Raw genomic sequence first — 20,416 nt, 5'->3', positions numbered from 1 at the left:
AGAGTTCGATGCAAAGCCCTGTTCCTGGCTTGTTGAAATGCCTACCGGCGCCCCTGGGCGCTCTGGCCCTGCTCCTGTCCGGCGCTTCTTCGCTGGCCGCGAGCCCTGATCCCGCGCCTCCGCCTTCGCTGACACCCGCTTCGCCAGCCGGTCTCGTCGAGGCTCCCGTCCTGCGTCTTGCCGAGGCACTGCGCCTGGCGGAGGCGCACAACCCCGAGCTGGCCTCGGCCCGGCTCGAGCTGCAGGCCACGGAAGCGGCTGCGCTGCAGGCCGGCGCGCGGCCCAATCCCGAGCTGGCGCTTCTGCTGGAAGGCAGGGATCGCGCCACCCGCACCACCACCCTGCAGCTCTCCCAGGCCATCGAGTTGGGCGGCAAGCGCGCGGCCCGCATGGCCGCCGCCGAGCAGGTCCGGGCGCAGGCCGCGGTGGCGCTGCAGGCGCGGCGCAATGAGGTCCGGGCCCAGGTGACGGCGGCCTACTTCGAGCTGGTGGCTGCGCAGGAGCAGGAGCAGCTGGCCCGATCCTCGCTGGACCTGGCCAGCAGTGCTGCCGCTGCGGCGGCCAAGCGGCTCCAGGCAGGCAAGGTGCCGCCTCTGGAGCAGACCCGGGCCCAGGTCGCCGAGGCCGCCGCACGCGCGGAGCTGGCCCAGGCGCAGAGCGAGCGACTGCTGGCGCGGCAACGGCTGGCCGCCTTCTGGGGGCAGTCACCGCAGTCCATCGGCCCTGCCAGCAGCGACGCGCAATCGCTGCCGGCGCTGCCCTCCGAACAGGAGGTCGGAGCAGGGATGGCCGAGGCGCCCGCACTTCAGCTCGCTCGCCTGGACATCGCCCGCCGCCAGGCCCTGGTCGAGGCAGAGCGCGCCCGTCGCGTGCCCGATCTGACGCTCACCCTTGGCGCCAAGCGCGATGCCGAGCAGGGGCAGACGCAGGCGGTCGTGGGCTTCTCGGTCCGCTTGCCGGTGCATGACAGCAACCAGGGGAATCTGCTGGAGGCGCTGCGGCGCGAAGACCAGGCTCGCGAAACCCTGAGTGCTGCGACGCTGCGCCTGCAGACCGAGGTCGCGCAGGCCCTGGAGCGGCTCCGGCTGAGCCGGGAGCAGGTCCGGCTGCTGCGCCAGGAAGCGCTGCCGACGGCCCGGACCGCCTACGAGGCAGCACTCAAGGGCTACGAGCTCGGCAAGTTCGCCTTCCTCGATGTGCTCGACGCCCAGCGCACGCTGTTCCAGCTGCGCCGCCAGCTGTGGCGGGACAGCGCCGAGGCCTTCCGCGCCGCGGCGGACCTGGACCGCCTGCTGGGCCGACCGCCCCAGCCCCCCGAATTCAAGCCCCAAGCCGGAGTGAATCCATGATGGAAGCGACCAAGAACAAGAAGACGCCGGTGGCCATCGCCATCGTGCTGGCCCTGGGGGTGGTGCTGGGCATCGCCATCCTCCGCACCGACAAGGCCAAGCCCGCGGGTGACGAGCACGGCCATGCGCAGAGCGCAGCCCCTGCCGACGACGAGCACCACGGCAGGAAAGGCAGCGAGGGCCACGCCCACGAAGCAGGCCATGAAGACAAGGAACACCATGCCACTGCGGCGCAGGCCGCACCGCAAACGGGTCCGCATGGCGGCAAGCTGTTCACGCAGGAAGGCTTCGGCCTGGAGCTGACGATCTTCGAGACCGACGTCGAGCCGGAGTTCCGCCTCTATCTGTACCGGGATGGCAAACCGCTGGCGCCCCACCAAGCCACCGTGACGGTGACGCTGCAGCGCCTGGGCCGGGAAGCCGAGACCTTCCGTTTCAAGCCCGAGAAGGACTATCTGAAGGGCGTCGGCGTCGTCGCGGAACCGCATTCCTTTGAAGTGGCCATCCAGGCTCGTTCGGCGGGCAAGGACTACGCCTTCGGCTTCGAGCAGGTCGAGGGTCGGGTGCAGCTCAGCGAGACCCAGCTCAAGCAGAACGGCATCGAGATCGCGACCGCAGGTCCTGCCCGCATCGCGAGCTCGCTGCAGCTGCTGGGCGAGGTGAGGCTCAACCAGGACCGCACGGTGCTGGTGACCCCGCGCCTGGCAGGCCTGGTGGAGTCGGTTGCGGCCAACGCCGGGGACCGCGTGCGCCGCGGCCAGGTGCTGGCCGTGCTCTCCAGCCAGGCCCTGGCCGACCAGCGCGGCGAGCTGCTCGCCGCACAGAAGCGCCTGGCGCTGGCACGCACCAGCCACGAACGTGAGAAGAAGTTGTTTGAGGACAAGATCAGTGCCGAGCAGGACTACCTGCAGGCGCGCCAGGCCTTCCAGGAGGCCGAGATCGCCGCGGAGAGCGCTCGCCAGAAGCTGGCCGCGCTGGGTGCTGCAGCGACACCCTCGACGCAAGGGCTGACGCGGCTGGAGATCCGCTCGCCCATTGACGGCGTCGTCATCGAGAAGAAGATCAGCGTCGGCGAGGCCCTGAAGGAGGATGCGCCGATCTTCCAGGTCGCGGACCTGTCCAGCGTGTGGGTCGAACTGGCGGTTCCGGCCAGGGACCTCGGCCAGCTGGCCATCGGTGCCAGCGCCCTCGTCAAAGCCTCGGCCTTCGAGGCCCAGGCGCAAGGCCGGCTGAGCTACGTGGGCGCCTTGATCGGCGAGCAGAACCGCAGCGCCGTCGCCCGTGTGGTGCTGCCCAATCCCAAGGGCCTGTGGCGGCCGGGCCTGCCAGTCCAGGTGACGCTCAAGGGCGACGAGGCGCAGGTGCCCGTGGCCGTGGCCGTGGACGCGGTCCAGACGCTGAGAGCGTGGTCGGTCGTCTTCGGCCGATACGGGCAGCAATTCGAGGCGCGGCCGGTGGAGCTGGGACGCAGCGACGGCCGCTTCGTCGAGGTGATCAAGGGCCTGAACGCCGGTGAAGCCTACGCCGCCCGGAACAGCTTCCTGATCAAGGCTGACATCGGCAAGGCCGGTGCCGAGCACGACCATTGAGGGCCTGCCATGTTCGAAAGACTCATACGTTTTGCCATCGACCACCGCGGGCTGGTCTTGCTGGCCGTGCTGGGCATGGCCGCGCTGGGCGTGTTCAGCTACCAGCGACTGCCCATCGATGCCGTGCCGGACATCACCAATGTGCAGGTCCAGATCAACACCGAGGCGCCCGGCTATTCACCGCTGGAAGCCGAGCAGCGCGTCACCTTCGCCATCGAGACCGCGATGGCCGGCCTGCCCCGGCTGGAGCAGACGCGCTCGCTGTCGCGCTACGGTCTCTCGCAGGTGACCGTGGTGTTCAAGGAGGGGACCGACCTCTACTTCGCCCGGCAGCTGGTCGGGGAGCGCATCCAGGAGGTCAAGGCCCGGCTCCCTGCCGGCCTGAGCCCGAGCCTGGGCCCGATCGCCACAGGGCTCGGCGAGATCTACATGTGGACGGTCGAGGCCGGAGACGGCGCGCTCAAGCCGGACGGGACGCCCTACACCCCCACCGACCTGCGCGAGATCCAGGACTGGATCGTGAAGCCGCAACTGCGCAACGTCCCCGGCGTCACCGAGATCAACACCATCGGCGGCTACGCCAGGGAGTACCAGGTGGCCCCGCGGCCCGACAGGCTCGTGGCCTACGGCTTCGGCATGGACGACCTGGTGCGAGCGCTGGAGCGCAACAACGCCAATGTCGGCGCCGGCTACATCGAGCGGCGTGGCGAGCAGTACTTGATCCGCGCACCGGGGCAGGTCGCCAGCCTCGAGGACATCGCGGACATCGTCGTCGGCACCCCCCAAGGCGTGCCGGTGCGGATCCGTGACCTCGCCGAGGTGGGGCTGGGCCAGGAGCTGCGCACCGGCGCGGCCACCGAGAACGGCCGCGAGGTGGTGCTGGGCACGGTCTTCATGCTGATGGGCGAGAACAGCCGCAAGGTGTCGCAGGCCGTGGACCGCAAGCTGGCGGAGATCAACCGCAGCCTGCCGCCCGGCGTGATCGCGCAGACGGTCTATGACCGCACCGTCCTGATCGACAAGGCCATTGCCACGGTCAGGAAGAACCTGATCGAGGGCGCCGTGCTGGTCGTCGCCATCCTGTTCCTGTTCCTGGGCAACCTCCGTGCGGCGCTGATCACGGCCACCGTGATCCCCTTGTCCATGCTGTTCACCTTCACCGGCATGGTGGGCAACAAGGTCAGCGCCAACCTGATGAGCCTGGGGGCGCTGGACTTCGGCATCATCGTCGACGGGGCCGTGGTCATCGTAGAGAACTGCGTGCGCCGGCTGGCCCATGCGCAGGCGGCGGCGGGCCGGCCGCTGAGCCGCAGCGAGCGTTTTGCCGAGGTCTTTGCCGCCGCACGCGAGGCGCGCCGCCCGCTGCTGTTCGGCCAGCTGATCATCATGGTGGTCTACCTGCCCCTGTTTGCCTTGAACGGCGTCGAGGGAAAGATGTTCCACCCCATGGCCTTCACGGTCGTGACTGCGCTCGTGGGCGCCATGCTGCTGTCCGTGACCTTCATCCCGGCTGCCGTGGCCCTGCTGATCGGCGACAAGGTCGACGAGAAGGAGAACCGGCTGATGGGATGGGCCAAGCGCGCCTATGCCCCGCTGCTGGACTGGAGCCTCGCCAACAAGCCGCTGGTGCTGACCATTGCCGGCGTGTCCGTGGCCCTGAGCGGCCTGCTGGCCACGCGCATGGGCAGCGAGTTCATTCCCAGCCTCGACGAGGGCGACGTCGCCTTGCATGCCCTGCGCATTCCCGGCACCAGCCTCAGCCAGGCGGTGACCATGCAGATGGAGCTGGAGCACGTCATCCGGCGCTTCCCCGAGGTGGACAAGGTCTTCGCCAAGCTCGGCACGGCCGAGATCGCGACCGACCCCATGCCGCCCAGCGTGGCCGACACCTTCATCATGTTCAAGCCGCGCAGCGCCTGGCCGGATCCGAAGCGCAGCACGGCTTCGCTGATGGCTGCGCTGCAGGAAGCGGTGGAGCAGGTGCCGGGCAACAACTACGAGTTCACGCAGCCCATCCAGATGCGCTTCAACGAGCTGATCTCCGGCGTGCGCAGCGATGTGGCGGTCAAGGTCTTCGGCGACGACATGGCGGTCATGGAAGCCTCGGCCGAGCAGATCGCCCGCCTGCTCAAGGCCGTGCCCGGCGCGGCCGACGTCAAGGTCGAGCAGACGGCGGGCCTGCCGATGCTGACGCTGCAGATCGACCGCAGCAGGCTGGCCCGGCTTGGATTGAGCGTGGCCGACGTGCAGGAGACGGCAGCAACGGCCATCGGCGGGCGCGAGGTCGGCTTCGTGTTCCAGGGCGACCGGCGCTTCGACATCCAGGTGCGCCTGCCCGAGCGCATCCGCGGGGACCTCGACGCCCTGAAGCGGCTGCCGGTCCGCCTGCCGGGCGGGGGCTATGTGCAGCTGGGCGAGGTCGCCGCGTTCGAGATCGCGCCCGGCCCCAACCAGATCAGCCGCGAGCAGGGCAAGCGCCGGGTGGTGGTGACGGCCAATGTGCGGGGCCGCGACATCGGCTCATTCGTGGCGCAGGCGCAGGCCGGCCTGCAGGAGCAGCTCAAGCTGCCGAGCGGCTACTGGATCAGCTGGGGCGGCACCTTCGAGCAGCTGGAGTCGGCGACGGCGCGGCTGCAGCTCGTGGTCCCGGTGGCCTTGCTGCTGGTCTTCGTCCTGCTGTTCGCGATGTTCGGCAACGTCCGGGACGGCCTGCTGGTCTTCACCGGCGTCCCGTTTGCGCTGAGCGGCGGCCTCGTCGCGCTCTGGCTGCGCGGCATCCCGCTGTCGATCTCAGCGGGCGTGGGCTTCATTGCGCTCTCGGGCGTGGCGGTGCTCAACGGCCTGGTGATGATCGCCTGCATCCGCTCGCTGCGCGAGGAGGGCCTGGGCCTGGAGGCTGCCGTCCGCGACGGCGCCCTCACCCGCCTGCGGCCCGTCCTGATGACGGCCCTGGTGGCCTCGCTGGGCTTCGTGCCCATGGCGCTGGCCACCGGCACGGGGGCCGAGGTGCAGCGGCCGCTGGCCACCGTGGTCATCGGCGGCATCGTGTCGTCCACGGCACTGACCCTGCTGGTGCTGCCGCTGCTGTACCGCTGGGCCCATGGCCTGCGCCGCCGGGGACGGAGGCAAGCGCTGCCGGCGCTGGTCGAGCCGGCGGACTGAGCCAGGGGACTGAGCTGGCGGACCGACCTCACGTCGGCCTTCAGCCCAGCCGGCTCCTGAAGAACGCCAGCGTCCGCGACCAGGCCAGCGCAGCGGCCTGGGGGTCGAAGCGTGGCGTGGTGTCGTTGTTGAAGCCGTGCTGCGTGCCTTCGTAGACATGGGCCTCGTAGTGCACGCCGGCCGCCTTCAAGGCGGCCTCGTAGCGCGGCCAGCCGGCGTTGATGCGTTCATCCTGGCCGGCGTAGTGGATCAGCAGGCTGGCCTTGATGCGGGGCACGTCCTCCACCGGCGGCTGGCCGCCGTAGAAGGGCACAGCGGCGCGCAGCTCGGGCAGTTGGGTCGCCAGGTAGTTGGCGATGCTGCCGCCAAAGCAGAAGCCCACCACACCCAGCGCGCCCGTGCTCTCAGGCAGGGCCTTGAGCGCCTGGGCGGCGGCCACGAAGTCGGCGCGCACCTTGACCGGGTCCAGCCTGGCAAAGCGCTCGCGGGCCTGGTCCTCGTCGCCCGGATAGCCGCCCTGGCTCTGCAGCGCGTCCGGAGCGTAGGCCAGGAAGCCCTCGAGCGCGAGACGGCGCGTGATGTCCTCGATATGCGGATTCAGCCCGCGGTTCTCATGCACCACCAGCACGGCCGGCAGCGGCCCCTTGGCCTGGGCCGGCGCGGCGAGCAGGCCGCGTACCGTGCCATGGCCGGCGGGCGAGTCGATGCTGAGCCAGCGCGAGCGCAGGCGTGCATCGTCCGGCTTCACCTGCTGGGCCGCGGCAAAGCGCGGGCTCAGCGCCACCAGCGTGGCCGTGGCGGCGGCCGCGCTGCCGAGCAGGCGCTGGGCAGCGTCGAGGAAGTCGCGGCGGCTGGCGTCGCCATGCACATAGCGGTCGAAGAGGCGGAGGATGTCGGGGCTGAAGTCGGCGGCGCTGAGGCGCGGTGCAGAGGCATGGCGGGAATCGGTCATTCAGGGCTCCTGGCTTCGGGCGATCCGCCACGGCGGCCAGGTCACCCAGACTGGGCAGCGTAAGGCCGATGCACCGAGGCGCCAAGCATGAAAAACGCGGTCCCTTGTGCGCCCGCGGATCTGGGCAAGTCCTGACCCCCGCCCTGCGCCGTGTCTGATCCCGCAGCGGTCCATCGCTCGCACGGGGCCTTTCATTTGCTCACAGCCTGAGGGTCTGCCCCCAGGCCACGTCCTCGGAGCGCTACTACCATCGCGCCACAACGAGGGAGTGAGACATGAAACCCACCCGTGACGCCACGGAGCCTGGACCGCGACCGGGTCCCGCCGACTTCGGCCTGCCCCGGCCCGCCGCCTTCAGCAGCCCGGCCCAGCCCTTGCGCGAGCTGGGCGGGCCGCCCGGCTGGCCGCTGCTGGGCCACCTGCCCATCCTGGACCGCCGCCGTCTGCAGCAGCAGCTGGAGTGCTGGGCCGGCACGCATGGCGCCCTGTACCGCCTCCAGCTGGGCCGGCGCCCCGTGCTGGTCGTGGCCGACCACCAACTGGCCCAGGACGTCATGCGGCGGCGCCCCCAGCGTGTGCTGCGCAGCCCCACGACGCGCCGCGTCTGCCAGGAACTGGGCGTGGACGGCCTCTTCATGAGCGAGGGCGATCGCTGGCAGGCCCTGCGCCGCCTGACGGTGCGGGCCTTCACGCCCGAGATGCTGCGCGGCTTTCATCCGCGCCTGCTGGCCATCGGCCAGCGCTGGCGCGAGCGCTGGGTCGCGGCCCTGCGCCAGGGGCACCAGCCGGACCTGGCGCGCGACCTGCCGCGCTTCTCGCTGGAAGTGGGTGTGGCCCTGGCCATGGGCGTGGACCTGGGCGCCGGCCATGACGGGCGGGGCCAGCCCGGCGCCGGCAGCCTGCAGCTGCAGGCCGACATCGAATTCCTGATCGGCCAGGTCTGGCGCCGCATCAACGCGACGGTGCCCCTGTGGCGCTGGTTCAAGACCGCCCCGGAGCGGGCCGTCGATGCCGCCATCGAGCGCGTGCGCCAGGCCTTGCTGCCCATCGTCGAGCAAGCCCGAGCCCACCGCGCCGCCCAGCCCGAGGCCACGCCACGCCACCTGCTGGACGCCCTGCTGATCGCCCAGGCCCGGCCTGAGGCGGGCGAGCAGCCCATCGAGCTGTCCGACGAGCAGCTGGTGCGCCTGCTCACCGAGCTGGTCTTTGCTGGCGAGGACACGAGCGCCCATTCGCTGGCCTGGCTGATGACCCTGGCCAGCCGCCACCCCGGCGCCTGGCAGCAGCTGCAGACGGAGATCGCCCAGGCCTGCCCCGCAGACGGTCCCGCCCACGGACCCGACTACGACAGCCTGCGCCGCCTGCCCTACGCCGAAGCCCTGATCCAGGAGTCGCAGCGCCTGAAGCCGGTGATCAGCCTGCTGATGTTCCAGGCCGCCGAGGACCAGGTGGTGGGCGGCGTGCTGGTGCCCAAGGGCGCTGGCCTGATGACCCTCAACCGCTACAGCGCCCTGAAGCTGGGCCCCGAGGACCGCCATGACTTCCGCCCCGAACGCTGGCTGGCCGTGGACGGCCAGGCGCCCTGCGCGTCGTCCATGCCCTTTGGCGCCGGCGCGCGCACCTGCCCGGGCCGCTACGCCGCCCTGCTGCAGATGAAGACGCTGCTGGCCCTGCTGGCGCCGGCCCTGGACCTGCTGCCCAGCCAGGCGCCGCTGCCGGCCGAGGTGCTGGAGGTGACGCTGAGGCCCGCCGCCCTGGACCTGCGCTGGAAGCTCAGCAGCCGCTGTGGCTGAGCCGGAGCGCGGCCCGAGGGCTGTGCCGCCGCCCGGGGGTGCTCAGTGCCCCTCGAAGCTCACCAGCGTGTGCAGGGGCAGGCCGGCCGCGCGGATGCGGTCGGAGCCGCCCAGCTCCGGGAGGTCCACGATGGCCGCGCCCTCGATCACCTCGGCGCCCAGGCGCTGCAGCAGGCGCAGGCCGGCGAGCATGGTGCCCCCGGTGGCGATGAGGTCGTCGATCAGCACCACGCGGTCCTGCGGGCCCACGGCATCGGTGTGGATCTCCACCGTGGCGCTGCCGTACTCCAGCTCGTAGCTCTCCTGCACCGTGGTGAAGGGCAGCTTGCCCTTCTTGCGGATGGGCACGAAGCCGATGTTGAGCTCATAGGCCAGCACCGAGCCGATGATGAAGCCGCGCGCATCCAGGCCGGCGATGGCCGTGGGGCGGGCATCGAAATAGCGGTGCACGAACTGGTCGATCAGCACCCGGAAGGCCTTGGGGCTGGACAGCAGGGGCGTGATGTCCCGGAACTGCACGCCCGCGCTGGGCCAGTCGGGCACGGTGCGGATCTGCTGGCGGATGAAGTCGAGGTCGCTGTGGCTCATGGGCCGGATTGTGCCGCCGCCACCCGGCGCGGCGGGCTCAGGCGCAGCGACTGTCGCTCACCAGCCGCGCCCGCCCGTTGCGCTTGGCCGCATACAGCGCCGCGTCCGCCAGCTCGACCAGCAGGCCGCCGTCCTCACCGGCCTGGGCCACGCGCGTGGCGTGGCCGATGCTGAGGGTCACGCCGCCGCGCAGGGGGCTGGCGCCGTGGGGGATGGCCGCCAGGCGCAGGCTGTCCAGGCAGCGCTGGGCGACCTGGCGGGCCTCGCTGGCGTCCACCTCCTCCAGCAGCACCGCGAACTCCTCGCCGCCGTAGCGGCACAGCACGGCTTCGGCCACGCAGGACTGCAGCAGGCTGGCCACGCGGCGCAGGCAGTCGTCGCCGGCCACGTGGCCGTGGCAGTCGTTGTACTGCTTGAAATGGTCGATATCCAGCAGCAGGAGGGACAGCGGCTGCTGCTGCTGCTGGCTGCGCTGCCAGGCCTGGCGCAGCAGCTCGTCGAAGAGGCGGCGGTTGCCGACGCGGGTGAGGCCATCGGTCGTGGTCTGGCGGGCCAGCAGCTCGTTGGCCTGGCGCAGGCGCAGCTCCTGGCGCTTGCGCTCGGTGAAGTCCGCGATGATGCAGACGAAGAGATGGGTGGTGGCCGTCTTCACCTCGGCCACATTGAGCTGCAGGGCGAGGACGGTGCCGCCGCGGTGGCGGCCGTTGAGCTCGTGCTGGCGGCCCAGCAGCAGCTGGGGCTGCAGGCGGGACTCGCCGCGCTCGCCGCTGTCCAGCACCATGCCCAGGTGCGCGCCCTGCAGCTCGCCGGCCGTGTAGCCGAACAGGGCCTCGCAGGCGGGGTTCACTTCGAGCATGTGGCCATCGGTGTCCAGGGTGATGATGGCATTGCGCGCGGCCTGGATCACGGCCTGCAGATGGGCCTGGCTCGCGGCCAGACGCTGCTGCTCCTGGACCAGGTCGCTGACATCCAGCCGCACGCCCACGATGCCGCCCGAGGCCGTGCGCTGCTCGTGGATGCGCAGCCACTTGTTGTCATGCACGCGCTGCAGCAGGGGCTCGACCTGCTGGCCGCGCTGGGCCAGGCGTTCGGCGAGCCAGGCTTCCTCGCGGCCCCGCGCCTCGGGCACACCGCCGCTGTAGGCCGAGGCCCGCGCCATCTCCTGGAAGCTGGCGCCGCGGTCGAAGGCGCCCCACATGTGCGGGTAGATCTCGATCAGCTTGCGGTTGTAGGCGACCAGGCGGTCGTCGGCATCGAAGATCTCGACGCTGGCGGGCAGCGCATCGATGGCCTCCTCCAGCTGGTCGTAGGCGCGCTGGATCTGGTGGCGCCCCTGGGCCAGCATCAGCAGGCCCAGCACGGCGGCCAGCAGTCCGGGCGCCATGCCGGCGATGGCCCAGCCCAGCACCGGCTCGCCCAGGGCCTGCGCGCGCAGGCCGCCCACGAAGCAGCCCAGCTGCAGCAGCAGGCAGGCCAGCAGCAGCACGGCCATGCCCTTGCGCAGCAGCAGGTCCTGTGTGCCGCGCAGGGCGGCATGCCAGCGCATCCGTGGGTGGCGGCGCGGGGGGACGGTGGCAGGGCGGGGGGTCATGGGGCTGGAGGGGCCGAAGCGGCAGGCCGGGCAAAGCCGGCATCCTAGGGACAAGCCCTGCCTCTGCCCAGATGGGCAAGCCCCGTCCAGGCCCCCAACCTTAGGGGGAGCGGCCTCAGGCGCCGCGCGTCACCGGCATCGACACCTTGTCTGAGGGGAGCTTCATGTGCCGGGCCAGCTCCAGCTTGGCCAAGGCATTGCGGTGCACCTCGTCGGGGCCGTCCGCAAAGCGCAGCGTGCGCTGATGGGCCCACATCATGGCCAGCGGGGTGTCATCGGAGACGCCCATGCCGCCATGGACCTGGATGGCCCAGTCGATGACCTTCAACGCCATGTTCGGCGCCACGATCTTGATCATCGCGATCTCGGCCTTGGCGACCTTGTTGCCCACGGTGTCCATCATGTAGGCGGCCTTGAGCGTCAGCAGGCGCGACTGCTCGATCAGGCAGCGGGCCTCGGCAATGCGCTCCTGCGTCACCGTCTGCTGCGCCAGCGTCTTGCCGAAGGCCACGCGGGCGACGGCGCGCTGGCACATCAGCTCCAGCGCCCGCTCGGCCGCACCGATGGAGCGCATGCAGTGGTGGATGCGCCCCGGGCCCAGGCGACCCTGGGCGATCTCGAAGCCGCGGCCCTCGCCCAGCAGGATGCTGGAAACGGGCACGCGCACGTTCTTCAGCTCGATCTCCATGTGGCCGTGCGGCGCGTCGTCATAGCCGAAGACCGGCAGGGCGCGCTTGACGGTGACGCCCGGCGCATCGGCCGGCACCAGCACCATGGACTGCTGCTCGTGGCGGCCGGCGTCCGGATTGGTCTTGCCCATCACGATGTAGAGGGCACAGCGCGGATCGCCGGCGCCGCTGGACCACCACTTGGTGCCGTTGATCACGTACTCGTCGCCCTGGCGCTCGATGCGGCACTGGATGTTGGTGGCATCGGAGGACGCCACCTCGGGCTCGGTCATCAGGAAGGCCGAGCGGATCTCGCCGCGCAGCAGGGGCTCCAGCCAGCAGTCCTTCTGGGCCTCGCTGCCGTAGCGCTCGATGGTCTCCATATTGCCGGTATCGGGCGCGGAGCAGTTGAAGACCTCCGGCGCCCAGGACACCCGGCCCATGATCTCGCACAGCGGCGCGTACTCGAGGTTGGACAGCCCTTCCGGCGCACGGTCCGACTGCGGCAGGAAGAGGTTCCACAGCCCGGCGGCGCGGGCCAGGGGCTTGAGTTCCTCGATGAGCCGGGTGGGCACCCAGGCATTGCCGGCGCGGCGGTTGGCCTCCACCTCCTCGTGGAAGCGGCGCTCGTTGGGATAGATGTGCTGATCGAAGAAGGCCAGCAGGCGCTCGCGGTAGGCCTGGACCTTGGGGCTGTAGTCGAAGTTCATGGCGGGTCCTTGGGTAAGACGGGAAGGCTCAGGTCAGCAGCTCGCACAGGCGGATCTGCGGCTGAATGCTTGAATAACGACTCACATGAGCAGCCAGCTCCGGACCGGCTGCCGCCAGCGCGGCCTGCGCGCTGGCGAGGTCGGGGAAGTCGGCAAAGGTGGCGGCGATCAGCTCGCCGGGCCGGGGCGCAGCGCCCCCCAGGAAGCGGGCCAGCTCCAGGCGCTGCAGGCCCAGGGGCGTCAGCAGGCGGCGGCTCAGGGCGGCATGTTCGCCGGCATAGACGGCAGCGTCAAAGCGGGCGCCGTCGGCCCAGTGGTAGAGGCCCATCACGCGGATCATGGTTGTTCCCTGGTCGAGGGCTCCCGCGCACGGCGCAGAGCCAGGTAGTGCTGGTACTGCGCCAGCAGGTGCTCCATGGTGGTCAGACGGTCCTCGTGCCGCAGGCCATCCAGTGGCGCGATGTTCAGGGCGCGCAGCACCCAGTCGCCGGGCGCCTCGCCGACGTCGATCACATTGAGGCAGGCCGGGCTCTGCATGAGGCTGCCGTACAGCAGGCGCTGCCCTGCGCTGAGGGCGTGGGACAGCAGGGCGGCATTGACCACGCCGTGCAGCACCAGCAGGGCGCTGTCCCAGTGCGGATCGGCGCGCAGGCGCTGCAGGGCCGGCAGGACGCGGTCCAGGAACTCCCCCACGGACTCCCCGGCCAGGAAGCGCTGGTCCTCGGGCACCTGCCCCTGGTGCAGCCCGCAGAAGGCCTGCCGCAACTCGGACGGCGCGATGGCCGACAGCCGGCCGCCGCGGATCTCCTCCCACTCAGGCCACGCCTCGGGCCGCAGCGCCTCGTGGCCGGAGGCCTGCAGCACCAGGGCCGCCGTCTGGGCAGTGCGCGGCAGGCCCGAGGTGATGGCGCGGTCCAGTCGAACACCCTGCTCGCGCAGGTAGGCGCCGGCCGCGCGGGCCTGGGCCTGGCCATGGGCCGTGAGGCTCACCTGCTCGGGCAGCACCGGGCGGCCGCTGGCCGCATCGAAGTAGCAGACCTCGCCGTGGCGCATCAGGTAGAGGCGCCGGCGTCGGCCTGGAGGACTCGGGGCGTGGGACATGCGCGCAGTGTGGCCCAGCGCGGCAGGCCCGGCTGTCGCGCAGGCGGCAGGCCCGACAATGCGGCGCGACATGACGCCCCCCCACTCCGTCTCCTTGGCGACAGCCGAGCCCCTGCGCTGGGACATCCAGGCCCTGCGCGGCCTCGCCGTCGCCTGGGTGCTGCTGCACCATGCCCAGCTGCCCGGCATTGCCGGCGGCTACCTGGGCGTGGACATCTTCTTCGTGATCTCCGGCTACCTGATCACGGGCCTGGTGCAACGCGCCCTCCTGGCCGGCCGCTTCAGCTTCCTGGACTTCTACGCCCGCCGCGCCCGCCGCCTGCTGCCCGCGGCCTACGTCACGCTGGCGCTGACCCTGCTGGCCAGCCCCTGGCTGCAGAATGCCCGCGAGCAGCTGGACCTGGCCGCGCAGGCCCGCGCCGCCCTGCTCTTCGCCAGCAACTGGGTGCTGTGGCAGCAGAGCGGCTACTTCCAGGGCGCGGCGGAGCTCAAGCCGCTGCTGCACTTCTGGTCGCTGTCGCTGGAGGAGCAGTACTACCTGCTGCTGCCGGCCCTGCTGTGGCTGAGCCCGCCGCGCTGGCGTCGCCTCGCGGTGGGAGCGCTGGGCCTGGCCAGCCTGGCGCTGTGCGGCTACTGGCTCATGCGCGACGCGAACCTGGCCTTCTATGCCCTGCCCAGCCGCGCCTGGGAGCTGGGGCTGGGCTCCCTGATGGCACTGCGGCCGCGGCCCTGGGCGGTGCCCGCCGGCTTGCGCGTCGCGGCCGCGATCGTCCTGCTGGTGCTGCCCCTGCTGGAGCTGCCCGGCTGGCCGCATCCCGGGCCGCTGGCCCTGTGCGCCTGCCTGGCCACGGCCTTGCTGGTGCAGCATCCGGCCGGCCATCACCCCGCGCCGCGCGGCCTGCGGCCCCTGGTCTGGCTGGGGGATCGCAGCTATTCGCTGTACCTCGTGCACTGGCCGCTGATGGCGGCGGTGCACAACGCCTGGGTCGGGACCGGCCGGGATGCCCCACCCGAGCTGATGGCCTGGCGCCTCGCTGCGCTGGCCACCGCCCTGCCCCTGGCCTGGCTGCTGCACCGCTGGGTGGAGCTGCCCGGCAAGGCCGGGCTGCGGGGAACACCGGGATGGGTCGCCTTGATCGCCGGCAGCCTGTCCCTGGCCCTGCTGCCCGTGCTCACCCAGCGCTGGGTGCAGGCGCCCGAGGGGCATGACTTCGCCCGGCTCACCCGGCCCAACTACGGCTTCTCCGCCCACTGCGATGCCGAGCGCCCCTACGCCCCGCGCCCGGAATGCCAGCAAGGCAGGCAGCCCCGGTGGATGGTGTGGGGCGACTCCTATGCCATGCACCTGGTGCCAGGTCTTGCCTCCTACCTGGAGAGGCAGGGCGCACCGGGCCTCATCCAGGCCACCAAGTCCTCCTGCGGCCCCTTCCCGGACCTTGCACCCTACAAGCCCGAGGCGGCGCCGGGCGCCACCTTCGCGCCGCGCTGGATCGCCCAGTGCCGGGCCTTCAACGAGTCCGTGCTGGACTGGCTGGTACGGCATCCGGAGGTCAGGACGGTGGTGCTGTCCAGCCTGCTGACCCAGTACCTGGATACGCGCCAGTACAGCCCGCGCCGGCTGACGCCGCAGGGCGAGCTGTCCGGGCAGGCCCTGGACGAAGCCGGGCTGCGCCAGGCCCTGCTGGACGATCTGCGTCGCACCGCGCAGCGCCTGCGGGCCCTGGGCCGGCAGGTGGTGCTGGTCGCGCCGCCGCCGCGGGCCGCCTTCAATGTGGCGGCCTGCCTGGAGCGCCGGGCCCTGGGCCGATGGACCCTGGGCGCCACGCCGGATTGCCGCATCGACGGCGCGCACCGCGACGCCAGCGACACCGCGGTCCAGGCCTGGCTGACGCAGGCAGAGGGCGTGCTGCCGGTGCTGCGCTTCGAGCCGCTGCTGTGCCGGAACGGCCGCTGCGACGTGATGCGGGACGAGGTGATGCTCTACCGCGACCAGGGCCATCTCAGCGAGGCCGGATCGGCCTGGCTGCTGCCCCGGCTGGCCTGGCCGGCGGCCTCAGCTGCGCAGTAGCTTCTCCTCGGCCAGGGCCAGGGCCTCGGGCGTGCCGGACAGCACCAGGGTGTCGCCGCCCTGCAGCTCCAGGCCGTCCTGGGCCGGCCGCACCGCGCCGCTGGCGCGCCGCACCGAGACCACCTGCACGCCAATGGCCTCCAGAACCAGGTCACCGAGCGGCTCGCCGGCATAGGGCGAGGCCACCGGCAGGGTGACGGGACGCAGGCGGGCCTGATCGCGCTCCTCGGCGCTGTCGTCGTCGGCGCCATGGAAGTAGCCACGCAGCAGGCCGTAGCGGGCATCGCGGGCGTCGCGCGTCAGGCGGATCACGCGACGCATGGGCACGCCCACCAGCGCCAGCGCATGGCTGGCCAGCATCAGCGAGCCCTCGATGGCCTCGGGCACCACCTCGGTGGCGCCGGCGGCGCGCAGCTTTTCCAGGTCGCTGTCGTCGATGGTGCGCACCACCACCGGCACATGAGCGGCGTGCTCGCGCACCAGCTGGAGGATCTTCAGCGCCGAGGGGGTGTCGTGGTAGCTGATCACCACGGCGCTGGCGCGGGCCAGGCCGGCGGCCATCAGGCTCTGCACCTTGGCGGCGTCGCCGAAGACCACGCTCTGGCCCGCGGCCGCGGCCTGGCGCACGCGGTCGGGGTCGAGGTCCAGGGCCATGTAGGGGATGTGCTCGGTCTCCAGCAGCCGGGCCAGGTTCTGGCCGCTGCGGCCGTAGCCGCAGATGATCACGTGGGCATCGGCCTTGATGGACTTCTTGGCGATGGTGGTGAGCTGCACCGACTGCAGCAGCCAGTCGCTGGACGAGAGCTTCATCACGATGCGGTTGCTGTACATCACGATCAGCGGCGTGGCCAGCATGGAGATGACCATGGAGGCCAGCACCGGGCTCACCCACTGCGGCGCGATCAGCTGGTGCTGCGCGCCCAGGCTCAGCAGCACGAAGCCGAACTCGCCCGCCTGCGCCAGGTACAGGCCGGTGCGGATGGCCACGCCCGTGGGCGCGCGAAAGAGCTTGGCGAGCACCGCGATCAGCGTGGCCTTGGCCGCCAGCGGCAGCAGGGTCAGCAGCACGACCAGCGGCCACTGCGCCACCACCGGGCGCCAGTCCAGCTTCATGCCGATGGTGATGAAGAACAGGCCCAGCAGCACGTCGTGAAAGGGCCGGATGTCGGTCTCCACCTGGTGCTTGTATTCGGTCTCGGCGATCAGCATGCCGGCCACGAAGGCGCCCAGCGCGAGCGAGAGTCCGGCGTGCTCGGTCACCCAGGCCAGGCCCAGGGTCACGAGCAGCAGGTTGAGCATGAAGAGCTCCTCGCTCTTGCGCCGCGCCACCAGGGTCAGCCACCAGCGCATGGCCTTCTGGCCGCCGGCCAGCAGCACGGCCAGCACGGCGACCGCCTTGAGGCCCGCCCAGGCCAGGGAGACGGCCATGGTGCCGCCATCGCTCTTGAGCGCGGGGATCAGCACCAGCAGCGGCACCACGGCCAGGTCCTGGAACAGCAGCACGCCCATCACGCGGCGGCCATGCTCGCTCTCCAGCTCCAGGCGCTCGGCCATCAGCTTCACGACGATGGCGGTGGAGCTCATGGCCATGGCCGCGCCCAGCACCAGGGCGCCCTCCCAGCCCAGGTCCCAGCGGATGCCCAGCCAGTCGAAAAGATGGTCCAGCAGCACATTGCCGACGATGGTGCCCAGGATGGTGATGAGCACCTGCAGCAGACCCAGGCCGAAGACAAGGGCGCGCATGCTGCGCAGCTTGGGCAGGTTGAACTCCAGCCCAATCACGAACATCAGGAAGACCACGCCGAACTCGGCCAGGTAGCGCACGCCTTCCGATTCCCCCGACAGCGCCATGGCGTTGGGGCCGATCAGCACCCCCACGGTCAGGTAGCCCAGCATGGGCGGCAGCTTGAGGGATCGGCAGGCGACCACGCCCAGTACGGCGGCCACCAGATACAGCAAGGCAAGGTCCAGCGAACTCATGCGGCCATGGTAATGCCTGCCCTGCCGACCTCTGCGCGAAACCCCGCAGGCGCCGCCCCTGCCTGCAGCGTCCGCCGCCAGCCTGCACCTACCACTTTTGTTAGTAGCCACCCGGCGGGGTCATCTTTAGAGTTCAACCCATGCGCTGAACGAATATCAGAAAGCAACCGGAAAGCTGCAGAAGAAGGTCGCCTCTAATTTCAAGAAGCCATGACACCGGGAATATCCGGCGTCCGGAACCCAGGCTCAAAAAGCCTATTTCAAATCCTACCTCAATTCAAAAGGAAACATCATGGACAACAAGATCGCCACCCTGAAGGAAGAACTGGCCACCGTCGAACTGGACCAGCGTTTCGAAATGGTCAACGCCACCCCCGACCTGGCCATCGTCGACATCGAGAACTTCATCTGCTCGCCCAGCAAGGGCGAAGCAGAGCCGTCCGCCGAGTAATCCGGCCCGAGGCCTGGGATTCACCTCGGGTGATTCTCAGGCTGCGGGATGCATGCCGGCCATGCCCATGACGACAGTGCATCCCGCCCCATTTTTCCTGGAACCTTGACCATCATGAGTACCCTTGATATTTCAAACCTGATCGCCCAGGTGCAGGTCAAGGTCGTCGATGGTGCCTACCAGGCCGCATTCAATGGCCGCCACTTCCGGATCCAGCCCCGCATGTACGAGGCCCTGGGTGTCCTCCAGCAAGACGGCGTGGATGCCGGCAGCGAGCGCCTGATGGAGCGCTGGGGCATCGCCCCCGAATCCCGTCCCTCCTTCAAGGCCGAACTGCTGGACCAGGTCGCACGCCTGGCCCCCGAACGCGCCAGCACCTCCTACATCCAGGCCTCCGTCACCGTGCTGCCCGCCTCGCTGGTGCAGCGCCTGTCCGTCCACCTGGCCCTGCTCGTCCGCCGCCCCGTGGTCTGGACCGTCTGCCTGCTGGCCCTGCTGGTCCTGGGCGACCTGTTCCTCTTCCACCAGGTGGGCGGCACGCAGCTGCGCAGCCTGGACCTGAGCGGCCGCGACCTGCTGATGGGCTACCTCTGCGTGCTGGCCGTGCTGCTCTTTCACGAGCTGGGCCATGCTGCCGGCATGCGCCATGTAGGGCAACCGCCGCACGAGATCGGCTTCGGTTTCTACCTGATATTCCCCGTCTTCTTCGCCAATGTCAGCAATGCCTGGCTGGTGGACCGCCATTCGAGATTCGTGGTGAATCTGGGTGGTATCTACTTCCAGTTGCTGGCGTCGGTGATTCTCTATATCGGCATCGCGCTGACCGAGGGCCATACCCAGGCCTGGCTCAGCCTGGCCTTCAAATCGAACCTGGCCACGGCCCTGTTCGTGCTGATTCCCTTCATCCGCAATGACGGCTATTGGCTGCTGGCTGATTTCCTGGGCCTGCACGACCTGTACCAGCGTGCCGGCGGCATGTGCTGGATCGTCTACCGCAAACTGCGGGAGAAAGCCGCCATCAGCGGCACCGAATGGTTCATCGCCGTCTACGCCGTCTGCAATTACTCCTTCCTCGGCTTTGTCTGCTACGGCCTGCTGAATTCCAGTTACCGCAATTTCAGCCAGACCCTGGAGATTCTTGTTCATCACAGTTGGGAGTTTCTCGCCCTGGAGCACCCCCGCCTGCTGGTGTCCTCCGCCATCAGCCTGGTCGTCCTCTTCATCTTCACCCGCCCCTTCCTGCTGAGAGCCTATACCCATGTCAAAAGCAGATTCCAAACTACATGAGCTGAGGGAAGCGCATCAGAAGGCCTTCTTTGATGCCGGCGACCTCGCCGCGGCCCTGGACCTGGACGCCTCGGGCCCCCTGCGCCTGGACTGGCTGCGCTTCCAGATCGCCAACGAATACTTCTTCCCGCAGCAGGCCCATGGCCAGAGCCGCCAGCAGTACCGGGACAACTTCCGCCATCGCGAGATGAAGAAGTTCGAGTTCGGCAGCATCTGCGACCTGGAGACCGCCGGCCTGCTGAACCTGCAGCGCGGCCGCCCCGCCGCCGGTCCCGCCATCTACTGCTCCTACCACTTGGGCGCCTGGGCCATCCAGCCCGTGCTGCTGCTGCGTCGTGGCATCCCCATGGCCATCGTGGCCGGCCCGGGCATGGCCCAGGACCATGGCGGGGCGATGGTGCAGATGAACCACCAGGGCCGCGAACGCCAGCTGTGGCAGGCCGAGCTGAGCGTGATCAGCAGCGACGGCAGCAGCGCCCTGATGCAGATGATGCGGGCCTTGCGCGAAGGGCGCAGCCTCTACATCTGCATCGACGGCCAGCGCGGCCAGCGTGGCCAGATGAACGCGGCCGACGAGGAGCGCCACGCCGTGCCCATCCGCTTCGCCGGCCGCGAGATCCTGGCCCGCATGGGCGCGGCCTATCTGGCGCACAAGCTGGGCCTGCCGCTGGTGCCCATGCTGTCCTGGCGCGAGGCCGACGGCACGGTCAGCGCCGAGATCGGCGAGCCCATTCCGCCCCAAGGCTCGCGCGACGACTTCGCCCGCCTGGCCCTGCAGCAGCTGTGGACCCGCTTCGAGGACCGGACCGTCCACCATGCCCGGCAGTGGGAGATGGGCTGGTACAGCTACCGCACCCGGGCCCAGCAGCGCCGCATGAACGCCTTCGAGCCGCAGCGCCTCTACCGCTTCAACGAGGACCGCTACCACCTCTACGAGCCGGCCCAGGGCCTGCTGCTGGATGCGCAGACGGACGAGCTCAAGCGCGTGCCACCCGCCTATGCCGGCTGGATGGACCGCCTGCGCGGCAGCCGCGAGGGCATCCCGGGCCAATGGCTGAGCCAGCTCTTCAAGGACCCGCAATCCCTGCAACAAATCTTCGCCAGCGAACTGCTGGTGGCCCAATGAC

Annotated in this window: 15 protein-coding genes; 8 read left to right on the top strand and 7 right to left on the bottom strand. The window is 70.2% G+C overall.

Annotation, left to right across the window (positions count from 1 at the left end):
- Window positions 1-8: 8 nt before the first annotated feature.
- From ABDJ40_RS21005 to ABDJ40_RS20995, 3 genes are read left to right on the top strand one after another with little or no spacing between them, the layout of a single operon-like run.
- Window positions 9-1,349, top strand: a complete 1,341-nt coding sequence (locus ABDJ40_RS21005) for a TolC family protein (protein WP_347612584.1) — start codon at window positions 9-11, stop codon at window positions 1,347-1,349.
- Entirely contained in the window at window positions 1,346-2,938 is a 1,593-nt protein-coding gene (locus ABDJ40_RS21000) for an efflux RND transporter periplasmic adaptor subunit (protein WP_347612582.1), read from the top strand. The genes ABDJ40_RS21005 and ABDJ40_RS21000 overlap by 4 nt, the downstream gene beginning before the upstream one ends.
- Before the next feature lie 9 nt (window positions 2,939-2,947).
- Window positions 2,948-6,100, top strand: coding sequence for an efflux RND transporter permease subunit (locus ABDJ40_RS20995; protein WP_347612581.1), 3,153 nt, complete (start codon window positions 2,948-2,950; stop codon window positions 6,098-6,100).
- 40 nt (window positions 6,101-6,140) lie between these two features.
- Here ABDJ40_RS20995 and ABDJ40_RS20990 read toward each other — a convergent pair whose 3' ends face one another.
- A complete protein-coding gene (locus ABDJ40_RS20990; protein ID WP_347612580.1) occupies window positions 6,141-7,052 on the bottom strand; it encodes a dienelactone hydrolase family protein in 912 nt (303 codons plus the stop codon).
- 275 nt (window positions 7,053-7,327) lie between these two features.
- Between ABDJ40_RS20990 and ABDJ40_RS20985 the strand changes: the two genes are divergently transcribed.
- Complete coding sequence (locus tag ABDJ40_RS20985; RefSeq protein WP_347612577.1) at window positions 7,328-8,845, top strand: cytochrome P450; 1,518 nt, start codon at window positions 7,328-7,330, stop codon at window positions 8,843-8,845.
- A 42-nt stretch (window positions 8,846-8,887) separates the two neighbouring features.
- Here ABDJ40_RS20985 and ABDJ40_RS20980 read toward each other — a convergent pair whose 3' ends face one another.
- The 5 genes from ABDJ40_RS20980 to ABDJ40_RS20960 all read right to left on the bottom strand — a co-directional run bounded on the left by ABDJ40_RS20980 (window position 8,888) and on the right by ABDJ40_RS20960 (window position 13,503).
- Window positions 8,888-9,433 carry an adenine phosphoribosyltransferase gene (locus tag ABDJ40_RS20980; RefSeq protein WP_347612576.1) on the bottom strand — a complete coding sequence of 182 codons (546 nt, stop codon included), beginning with the start codon at window positions 9,431-9,433 and terminating at the stop codon, window positions 8,888-8,890.
- A gap of 37 nt (window positions 9,434-9,470) precedes the next feature.
- Window positions 9,471-11,024, bottom strand: a complete 1,554-nt coding sequence (locus ABDJ40_RS20975; protein ID WP_347612574.1) for a sensor domain-containing diguanylate cyclase — start codon at window positions 11,022-11,024, stop codon at window positions 9,471-9,473.
- 115 nt (window positions 11,025-11,139) lie between these two features.
- On the bottom strand, window positions 11,140-12,402 hold the full coding sequence (locus ABDJ40_RS20970) for an acyl-CoA dehydrogenase family protein (RefSeq protein ID WP_347612573.1): 1,263 nt from the start codon (window positions 12,400-12,402) through the stop codon (window positions 11,140-11,142).
- A 28-nt stretch (window positions 12,403-12,430) separates the two neighbouring features.
- Window positions 12,431-12,742: an EthD family reductase gene (locus tag ABDJ40_RS20965; protein WP_347612572.1), complete on the bottom strand. Its 312-nt coding sequence runs from the start codon at window positions 12,740-12,742 to the stop codon at window positions 12,431-12,433.
- Complete coding sequence (locus ABDJ40_RS20960; protein WP_347612571.1) at window positions 12,739-13,503, bottom strand: histidine phosphatase family protein; 765 nt, start codon at window positions 13,501-13,503, stop codon at window positions 12,739-12,741. Before ABDJ40_RS20960 ends, ABDJ40_RS20965 begins: the two co-directional genes overlap by 4 nt.
- 70 nt (window positions 13,504-13,573) lie before the next feature.
- Here ABDJ40_RS20960 and ABDJ40_RS20955 point away from each other — a divergent pair, with 70 nt between their 5' ends.
- Window positions 13,574-15,571: an acyltransferase family protein gene (locus tag ABDJ40_RS20955; RefSeq protein WP_347612570.1), complete on the top strand. Its 1,998-nt coding sequence runs from the start codon at window positions 13,574-13,576 to the stop codon at window positions 15,569-15,571.
- Here ABDJ40_RS20955 and ABDJ40_RS20950 read toward each other — a convergent pair.
- A complete protein-coding gene (locus ABDJ40_RS20950; protein ID WP_347612567.1) occupies window positions 15,557-17,551 on the bottom strand; it encodes a monovalent cation:proton antiporter family protein in 1,995 nt (664 codons plus the stop codon). The two genes, ABDJ40_RS20955 and ABDJ40_RS20950, sit on opposite strands and share 15 nt — an antisense overlap.
- Before the next feature lie 292 nt (window positions 17,552-17,843).
- On the opposite strand from ABDJ40_RS20950, the gene ABDJ40_RS20945 reads away from it, so the two are divergent.
- From ABDJ40_RS20945 to ABDJ40_RS20935, 3 genes are all read left to right on the top strand, one after another.
- A complete protein-coding gene (locus tag ABDJ40_RS20945) occupies window positions 17,844-18,002 on the top strand; it encodes a hypothetical protein (protein ID WP_347612565.1) in 159 nt (52 codons plus the stop codon).
- Between the two features lie 114 nt (window positions 18,003-18,116).
- Window positions 18,117-19,289 carry a zinc metalloprotease gene (locus ABDJ40_RS20940; protein ID WP_347612563.1) on the top strand — a complete coding sequence of 391 codons (1,173 nt, stop codon included), beginning with the start codon at window positions 18,117-18,119 and terminating at the stop codon, window positions 19,287-19,289.
- Window positions 19,261-20,415: an LpxL/LpxP family acyltransferase gene (locus ABDJ40_RS20935; RefSeq protein WP_347612562.1), complete on the top strand. Its 1,155-nt coding sequence runs from the start codon at window positions 19,261-19,263 to the stop codon at window positions 20,413-20,415. Before ABDJ40_RS20940 ends, ABDJ40_RS20935 begins: the two co-directional genes overlap by 29 nt.
- Window position 20,416: the final 1 nt, after the last annotated feature.

The sequence above is a fragment of the Roseateles flavus genome, from assembly GCF_039872765.1.
GTDB classification, from domain to species: domain Bacteria; phylum Pseudomonadota; class Gammaproteobacteria; order Burkholderiales; family Burkholderiaceae_C; genus Roseateles_B; species Roseateles_B flavus.
The sequence above is the reverse complement of the archived record's forward strand: the minus strand, read 5'-3'. Positions and strand labels throughout refer to the sequence as shown.

What these genes read in the sequence shown, in the direction of transcription:
- ABDJ40_RS20950 (WP_347612567.1), bottom strand. Translation starts at nt 17,551, where the DNA reads ATGAGTTCGCTGGACCTTGCCTTGCTGTATCTGGTGGCCGCCGTACTG.
- ABDJ40_RS20955 (WP_347612570.1), top strand. Translation starts at nt 13,574, where the DNA reads ATGACGCCCCCCCACTCCGTCTCCTTGGCGACAGCCGAGCCCCTGCGC.
- ABDJ40_RS21005 (WP_347612584.1), top strand. Translation starts at nt 9, where the DNA reads ATGCAAAGCCCTGTTCCTGGCTTGTTGAAATGCCTACCGGCGCCCCTG.
- ABDJ40_RS20985 (WP_347612577.1), top strand. Translation starts at nt 7,328, where the DNA reads ATGAAACCCACCCGTGACGCCACGGAGCCTGGACCGCGACCGGGTCCC.
- ABDJ40_RS20990 (WP_347612580.1), bottom strand. Translation starts at nt 7,052, where the DNA reads ATGACCGATTCCCGCCATGCCTCTGCACCGCGCCTCAGCGCCGCCGAC.
- ABDJ40_RS20970 (WP_347612573.1), bottom strand. Translation starts at nt 12,402, where the DNA reads ATGAACTTCGACTACAGCCCCAAGGTCCAGGCCTACCGCGAGCGCCTG.
- ABDJ40_RS20995 (WP_347612581.1), top strand. Translation starts at nt 2,948, where the DNA reads ATGTTCGAAAGACTCATACGTTTTGCCATCGACCACCGCGGGCTGGTC.
- ABDJ40_RS20940 (WP_347612563.1), top strand. Translation starts at nt 18,117, where the DNA reads ATGAGTACCCTTGATATTTCAAACCTGATCGCCCAGGTGCAGGTCAAG.
- ABDJ40_RS20945 (WP_347612565.1), top strand. Translation starts at nt 17,844, where the DNA reads ATGGACAACAAGATCGCCACCCTGAAGGAAGAACTGGCCACCGTCGAA.
- ABDJ40_RS20960 (WP_347612571.1), bottom strand. Translation starts at nt 13,503, where the DNA reads ATGTCCCACGCCCCGAGTCCTCCAGGCCGACGCCGGCGCCTCTACCTG.
- ABDJ40_RS20965 (WP_347612572.1), bottom strand. Translation starts at nt 12,742, where the DNA reads ATGATCCGCGTGATGGGCCTCTACCACTGGGCCGACGGCGCCCGCTTT.
- ABDJ40_RS20975 (WP_347612574.1), bottom strand. Translation starts at nt 11,024, where the DNA reads ATGACCCCCCGCCCTGCCACCGTCCCCCCGCGCCGCCACCCACGGATG.
- ABDJ40_RS20980 (WP_347612576.1), bottom strand. Translation starts at nt 9,433, where the DNA reads ATGAGCCACAGCGACCTCGACTTCATCCGCCAGCAGATCCGCACCGTG.
- ABDJ40_RS20935 (WP_347612562.1), top strand. Translation starts at nt 19,261, where the DNA reads ATGTCAAAAGCAGATTCCAAACTACATGAGCTGAGGGAAGCGCATCAG.
- ABDJ40_RS21000 (WP_347612582.1), top strand. Translation starts at nt 1,346, where the DNA reads ATGATGGAAGCGACCAAGAACAAGAAGACGCCGGTGGCCATCGCCATC.